This is a genomic window from Olleya sp. AS48, from assembly GCF_038900355.1.
GTDB lineage: Bacteria > Bacteroidota > Bacteroidia > Flavobacteriales > Flavobacteriaceae > Olleya.
Genome location: NZ_JBBMRD010000022.1, coordinates 1 through 4,106, shown reverse-complemented (window position 1 = coordinate 4,106; position 4,106 = coordinate 1). Strand labels below are relative to the sequence as shown.

The 4,106-nt window shown below is 36.2% G+C and carries 1 protein-coding gene; it reads right to left on the bottom strand.

Going from position 1 to position 4,106, the window contains the following annotated elements; all coding sequences use genetic code 11:
• A partial coding sequence (locus WNY60_RS15430) for a choice-of-anchor L domain-containing protein (protein WP_342862918.1) occupies positions 1 to 4,106 on the bottom strand: 4,106 nt, incomplete at both ends.

Genomic DNA, 4,106 nt, shown 5'->3' with positions numbered 1-4,106 from the left:
TAGTAGTACGTTCCAACTGGTAACTCGTCACCTGCGTTAGATTGTCCTTCCCATTCGTTTACATAATTTGTTTTAGAATAAACTAAAGTACCATTACGGTTGTAAATCTCTAAGCTTTGTACATCAAAACTACTTAAATCAAAATTGTCATTTAATCCTGGTGATACACCTGGAGAGATACCTTGTGGTATTGTACAGTTTTCTAACTCTACTACTGTTACAAATTCTGACTTAGAACATCCTGTATCATTAAATGTAACTTCAATTTCATAAAGTCCAGAGGTTAAAACATTGTCTAATTCTAAACTTGTTTGACCAGCAATCTCAACACCTTCGTTATACCATTTGATATTTACTTCGCTTTCAATATAATTAATAGCGTCTGCAGTGATTGCAATTGGTGATGTTGCGTTTGGACAAACTTCATAAGGCACATCTAAATTAAATGATGTTTCTGGACTTATATTAAATAATAAGTTAAATGATGTGGTTTCAAAACATCCTGTAATTGTATTTTCTAACCTAATATATATTGTTGTAGGTGCTGATGTGAAACTGGTTGGGTTAGTAAAAGCATCTATTGCATCAATTGCATTTTGTTCGGTTAAATAATAGCTTATTGCAATATCATTTTGTGTGGCATAAATAGCTGATTCAAATATTGTTAAATCAAACGAGAAAACACCACTATCATCTGGATCACAAGCTGAGATATCTGTAATTATACCTGTTTCAATTTCCGGTTTCGGAAAAAATTCAACCAAAATCTGATCTGTATAAAAACAAGCTGAACTTACGTCTGTAAATGTAATATCTACTTGATATAGTCCTTGTTCAGTAACAACTAAAGAGGTTCCGTTTTCACCTGCAATTGGGTCTGTAATTCCGTCTGCAACCGCATACCATGTTATGGTTGCGTTTGTTGGTGGAGCAATACCTAAGTCTAGTGTTACGCTATCACCTTCGCAAGTTGCTAATCCATTACTAATTAAAATGTCATTTCCAAGGTCAATATTTCCAATATCAAAACTACTAGCTTCTAAAAATACAGCCGAGTCGTAAATAGTATCACCATCATCTGCGATAACCAATTTGATACTATATGGATTGTTAGGTATCACAGCAGAAGTTGCTGTTAATGGTACTGTTCTTCCAATAAAATTTGTTGGATTAGTAATTGCTGGTAATCCTCCTGCTCCATAGTATGCATCAAATAGTGTTGGGTTAGAGGATGCACAACTAGTATTATAAGCGTCGTCTCTTATTGAAAGTACCGAAACTGGATCTGAAGTGCCTGGTATTACAGCAAGGTTTGTAACATTACCAGTTGTTAAGTCTGTTAATAAAAATGCAAATGCATCAGAGAATCCACATTGAAAAGTTCCATATTCTTCTGCTGCAAAAATAAAATTAAAAGATAGCTGATCAATTAACGGAGTAAATTCGAACTCAATTAATGATGCGTTGTTAGATCCTCCTGCAGGTACATCATCTCCTGGATTTCCGTCTAAATCTGTGTTAATAAAAGCTTCTAAGTCTGCATCTCCTGGCCAAGATCCTCCACCTTCACTTAATACACCTGTCTCTGGACCTGGTGCATTTAATACGTTTCCTGTTGTCATAACAATACCACTTTGGAAAGGGAATGAAGATCCGTTGGCTTCAAAATATCCAATACCATTAGTTGTTCCAAAATCGGTTCCTGTTGACCAAGTAACGTTGTTAATTAATGCACAAGGCGAATTTACTAATACATCTGTAACTAATTCTTGTACTGTGTATTGTGTGTCGTTTGTTGTTATTGGAGGCGGAATTGTAAATACGCATAAATCAAAGTTTACATCTTGAAAAGGAATATCTCCATCTGTGTAAATTCTAATATAGTAAGTATTACCTATTGTTAACCCATTTGCTATGCTATTGTTTGTAGCCTCACAATAAATATTAGTTAAAGAGTCACAATCAGGACCTTCATAAAGTGCATGGTTTAAATTAACCGTATCTCCAACGATGTTACTTATGTCAATTCCGTGATCGGTTGCAACAGCATCAAACTGAAACCAAACGTCGTCATTTGCTGTTCCAGTACAAACATTTGTTTGTGTTGAAGTTGTTGCTCCATATAATGTTGCGCTTGTTGTATTAGTACAATTCTCGTCTGCGTTTGGTGTGACTATAATAGCATTTAAACAATCATCATTTGCTGGAGGGCAAACAGGAACATTTAATGTGCTACTTGTTACAATACAATTTGTATCATCCGCATTTGCAACTGTAACTACTACATCTGTGTCCAATGGATATGGTCCCATTGTTATAATACCACTAGTCATTACGTTTTGTAGTGGAGTACTTTGGTTGTCTGTAATATTTAAGCTTAATGCATCTCCTATACTAGTTATATCAACGTTAACAAAAAATTGATTGTTTCCTGCACTACAGTCAGTAGTTGTAGAAAAGTCTACAACAGGATTAATACAAGTTGCACAATTTACTGTAACTGTTAATGGTGTATAGCCTTGAGAACCACAATCAAATACACCATCTGATTGTACAGTAAAAGAAATAGTGTCTCCTGACGATTGATATGTCAACCCTGAAACATCTCCATTATTTCCATATGGTGTTAATGCATTAAGGTCTGTTGTTCCGTCTGTATCAAATACGATTAACTCATCCCATCCTTGCTCTACTTGTCCAGAGTTAAATGTGATATTTAATGCTGTACCATCCGTAGAGCTAAATGTAAAGATGTTTGTATCGTTACTTTCATAACAGTAGTTAATTGTTTGTGGTCCATCCGTCGCACAATCTAAAGTAAAGTTAAATTGTAATAATGTTGAAAAGGTAAACGGTCCAGCCCAAGTACTTGTATCTGCTCCACAAATCGATTGTACATAAATCTCGTAATCCGTTGCTGGATTTAATCCTGTCTCTGAAATTGTGGTTGTTGTTACTAACGTACCAGAAGTTGGTATTCCTGTTCCTGCTGGTTGTATAACATAATTCCATTCTGTCTCTGTTCCATTTGATGTCCAAGATATATCTGCTGAAGTTTCAGTAATTGATGTTGCAGTAATATTACTTGGTGCTACGCAAAAGTTTCCACAAGCTTCTACTCGCACTTGGTCAATTGCCATATCGCTTTCAAAAATATCACCAGTACCTACATAGCTAATTTCAATGTACACTATCTGTCCCAAGTAGGCATCTAAATTAACACCAATAGGTACCCAAGCTTCGTCTGCTGTTGATTGGTAATCACCTATCCAAGTATACTCAGTAGTAAAAGGTCCTGTTTGAGAGGTGCTAACACCAATATTCAAAGTTCCCATATTATCTCCAAATGCATGCATCCAAAACGATAATTCTGCACCATCTACTGCTGTAGATAAGTCTATTGCTGGTGTAATAGCAGAGGCTACGTTAGTTGTGTTTCCTGAACCTTCATATTCAAGGTGTGTTCCTGCATTTCCGTCCCATGTAATGTTTGGACCAGTTCCTGTTGAGTTTGCATTTACGGTTGTAATATCCCAATCTCCATTAGTATCTGTAAATGCAGTTCCTGTCCATCCTGCTGGCACATAGTTGGTGTCATTACCAAAATCTTCTGTAAAGATAAAAGTAGATGCACCAGAAGTACATGTTACGCCTACTGGAGCAGGTGGTGGTGTGTTTAATGTTGTAAAGTTAATTGGTCCTGCCCAAACACTTAAGCCATTACCACAATCAGAAAGAATATAAACCTCATTAACTGTACTTGCGGTTAAACCTGTTAATGTATAAGGGTTGGTAGTAATAGGTGTTCCAGATCCCGTTGGTACTCCTGTACCTGCTGGTTGTACTACTATTTCCCAATTTGTTTCACCATTATTAGCAGTCCATGATACATCTGCAGTTGTGTCTGTAATTGCATCAACAGTTATACCTGTTGGAGCAACACAAAAATCACCACACGTTTCTACTCTCACTTGGTCAATTGCCATATCACTCTCAAACGTGTCTCCTGTTCCTACATAGCTAATTTCGATATAAATGATTTGACCCAAGTAAGCATCTAAGTTAATACCAATTGGTACCCAAGCTTCATCTGCTGTTGATTGATA